The 3670-nt window shown below is 42.8% G+C and carries 3 protein-coding genes; 2 read left to right on the top strand and 1 reads right to left on the bottom strand.

Features of this window, described 5'->3' with window-relative positions:
- Positions 1–17: 17 nt before the first annotated feature.
- The gene (locus K2Q26_13595; GenBank protein MBY0316552.1) at positions 18–1262 is read left to right on the top strand and encodes a hypothetical protein; all 1245 of its coding nucleotides are present in this window, start codon (positions 18–20) and stop codon (positions 1260–1262) included.
- On the opposite strand, the gene K2Q26_13600 is transcribed toward K2Q26_13595, so the two are convergent.
- Positions 1252–2736, bottom strand: coding sequence for a B12-binding domain-containing radical SAM protein (locus K2Q26_13600; protein MBY0316553.1), 1485 nt, complete (start codon positions 2734–2736; stop codon positions 1252–1254). The two genes, K2Q26_13595 and K2Q26_13600, sit on opposite strands and share 11 nt — an antisense overlap.
- A gap of 446 nt (positions 2737–3182) precedes the next feature.
- On the opposite strand from K2Q26_13600, the gene K2Q26_13605 reads away from it, so the two are divergent.
- The coding region (locus tag K2Q26_13605; GenBank protein MBY0316554.1) for a DUF4360 domain-containing protein at positions 3183–3670 on the top strand (488 nt) is incomplete at its 3' end.

A 3670-nucleotide genomic window follows, 5' to 3' on the forward strand; every position in this document is an offset into this window, starting at 1 on the left:
TTTTTTAGGTCGAGAATATGATACTTTCCCCTTTCTTAAAAAACGTCTTTGGCTCATCATCTCGTCCAACGGAACGAGTCACGGATCCCGTGGTGCCAGCAGCGCCCACCCCCGTAACGGCATTCGGAGACAGCGTTGCTCCGTCGCCCCAACTTGAGTTAGAGCCCCAAAAGCTTTTGATTTGCAGTTGTCGCGCTTTAATTTCGATGGTGTCTCAGGATGTGAATAAGTGGAAAGATATCTTTAATTTGATTTCCACCAATGCAACCTTCATCGATCGCACGGAGAAACTAAAAAGTCCCTTCCGCTTTCACGTTTCCGATGAATTGAGATTGCCCGATTTCACGGGAAAAACGGCGGATACTTACGAAAATATTTGTAATGCTCGCGTGCATCAGTTGATCGCTCATCAGGACAAAACTCAACAGCCTATGGTGATTTTGTACTCCGGCGGGATCGATTCCACTTTGATCATGGTTTCGCTTCTCAAAAACGTCCATAAGTCGGAGTTGAAAGATCGTTTTAAAATTTTATTAAACTTCCACAGCATTCGCGAAAATTCGAATTTTTATCGCAAACATATCTGTAAAAAATTTCGCTTTGAAACTACTGAAAATTTTGTGAATTACTTTGATCACAAGCATATCATGGTCGATGGTGAGCATAATGATCAGTTGTTTGGTTCTGACGTCTGTAAGTTATATTATCAGACCACCTCTTTTGAGGAGCTCTTAGCTCCATATAGCAAAGACCGGCTGCTGCATTTCTTTTTAAAAATGAAGTTTCGTCCAGCTGCGGCCAGTCTCTGGAGTGAGCTCTTGGACGATCATGTTAAATCAGCTCCCTGTGAGATCCGCCGAATGTTTGATTTTTTCTGGTGGCTCAATTTTATTTTTAAATGGCAATCGGTCTACTATCGAATTTTGTTGCGCACGAATTTCGATGAAATCACCATGAATAAAAACTTTTTAAAAAACAACTTTTTTCATTTTTATAACACTCCAGAGTTTCAACATTGGTCGATGGTGAATCCGGATAAAAAAATTGGCAAGAGTTGGTATTCCTACAAGATCGAAGCCAAGAAGGTGATCCTCGATTACGACGAGAATCAGGACTACTTCGATAATAAAATGAAGATCGGCAGTCTGGGCAACGTTTTTATATCTCGACGAACGGCTCAAGGCCTAACGACGGATTTTAAATTTTTGAATCGGGTCGCTCCACGCGACTTTTATGTCAAAGACAATGACTTTAACCGATAAAATCGATGGATTTGACCTGTCGGTTTAAAAGTTGGCTCCAATAATTTCGAATAAAAGTTTTACGCCGTCTCGCGATCTCTGGCATAAGATCATTCTTTTTGATTGGTATTTTCATCATGTATTGGATGTCGAAGTCGTACTGGGCCAATTCTAAAAGGCTCCAGCAGGCATAGGTGTAGTGAGACGAAGCCTCCGCGGTAAGATCACTCACCCATTCTTCGGCATCCCGCTGGGTGGCGTGTTCGGTCTTCCAATACAACTTTCCGTTATCCACGTACCAATCAAAGCCATATTGTTCAGCGTTGCGATCAAACTCACTGATAAATAGTGAGTTTTTCTCTCGATTAATCCCTAGACGATGCCATTTCCAATGATTGATCTCATTGGCAATCATCCACCGATTCGACTCTTTAAGTTCCTCGAAGGTCTCGGGTGGCAATCCGGCGATCATTCCCACTTGAATACCGACTTGTCGTTTCCAAAGGTCGTTATTGAGACGGGGAAGATAATCTTTGGCATGGGTGGCATTCCAGCCCTTTTTAATTAAATTGGCCGCTTGCTGATTAAAGGTTTCTAATCCGAAGTATACTCCGCGCAATCCTGATTCGAAGAGGACCGCCTCCGACTCGGGTCTTTTCGCTAAAAGATCCATCCGGCAATAACCCGCAAATTTGATTTTAAAAGGCAGTCTTTGAGTCATCTGCCAAAACTGCAGGTTGCGCTCTTCCGATGCATTAATGGTATCATCAAGCATCATGTAGCTCGTCACCTTCCACTTTTCGTAATTGCGGATCAGTTCTTGCTCGATGCACTCCATGGAGCGATTGAAGTCGTTCACCTTTTTCCCGATGTAAGGATAAGAGCAAAAGCGGCACGAGAAAACACAGCCTCTTCCCAATTCCAAAGGAAGGGATTCGTTTTCTTGAATGAAGTCGTTGTCGGACCATTCGAAGCTGCTATTTTCGATTTTAAAATGGGAGCGTTCGGGATTGGCATCGCTCTCTTGAATGACTGTGTTTCCTTGCACGGTGATTGTTTTGGGATGATCTTTATCCGTATACAGATGATCGCAAAGTTCGAGGAGAGTGTTTTCGCCGTGCCCGTAAAAGAGATAATCAAAAAGCATTTTGTTGCGGTACTTGCGAACTAAGTGATTTGTAAGTGGTCCCCCGGCAATGATCTTAACGTGGGGGTAGGTTCGCTTCACCCAATAAAGAACCGATTCAATTTTTTTAAGAACGATTCCAAGCTCTGACCCGTTGGACATAATTCCTAAGCCAACGACTTTCGTTTTCGGGGTAATGTATTTCGCAAGAGCTTCTTTAATGAGTTTTTCTGGAGCGTGCTGGACGTAATTAATCACCTGCGTTTGGTAGCCGTTTTTTCGTAAATACCAAGCCAATTGGTGCGTTCCGAAAGGTCGAAAATTTTTTTTGTGAGCATCAATGATGCCCGAAATAAATACTACATCCATTAAAGTGAGGTACCCCTGCCCATTGTATAGATCATATCCCCCAGAGGAGTAAAGGAGGATCCCTCTCATTTCTGCTTAATTTTTGAACATAATCGGGAGATTCAGGCTTTCGGCTTCGAAACCGAAATCAATATTCAGTTTTGGAAATTCGCACACTTTTGTATCTCAAAGGAAATCCAATTGAGAATAAGCTCCGGTCAAAAACACTTAATGTTTAATTAAAAAAAAAGCTTTCGCAAGACAAAGATTCTTAAAGCGTCTGTAATTATCAGATCCACTTCGAGTTAACTGAATGATTTCTCAATCAAATTGTCGACGATATTAATTCGCTTAATAGTTTTCATCGAGATGACTTATAACTTTCACGATTGAAAAATTTTTCGGACTCGCTTTACCTAGACTTAAGAAGGGCAAGATGGTCTTGCCTTTAAATGGGGGAGAGAGAGATGAGGAATTTATTATTAACTGCACTTTTAGTATTGAGTGCCACTGTTGCAAAGGCAGATGATATCGCGCTCGGTGTACCCGCCTACGGAGGTACGGGATGTCCACAGGGTTCGGTCGGTGTGACTTTAACGGAGGATCAAAAAGTTCTGAGTATTATTTTTGATCAGTTTGTGGCTCAAGCGGGAGCCGGTTCTGGTTTGTTCATTGACCGGAAGGCTTGCAACTTAGCGATACCGATTCATGTCCCCCAAGGCCTGAGCGTAAGTGTCGTAAAGATTGACTACCGAGGATACACTTACGTTCCTGCAGGAGCGCAAGCTCGATTTGATGTGGAGTATTTTCTTAAGAGTTTTAACAGTAATTCTAAGGGGCCGGCCGCCTCGCGCGTTTTTAACGGACCCTTGGATGATAACTATATTTTTACCAACAATCTTCTGGTCTCATCGACGGTTTGGTCGGCCTGCGGAGAAGATGTCAGTCTGCGTGT

This window comes from Bdellovibrionales bacterium, from assembly GCA_019750295.1.
GTDB lineage: Bacteria > Bdellovibrionota > Bdellovibrionia > Bdellovibrionales > JAGQZY01 > JAIEOS01.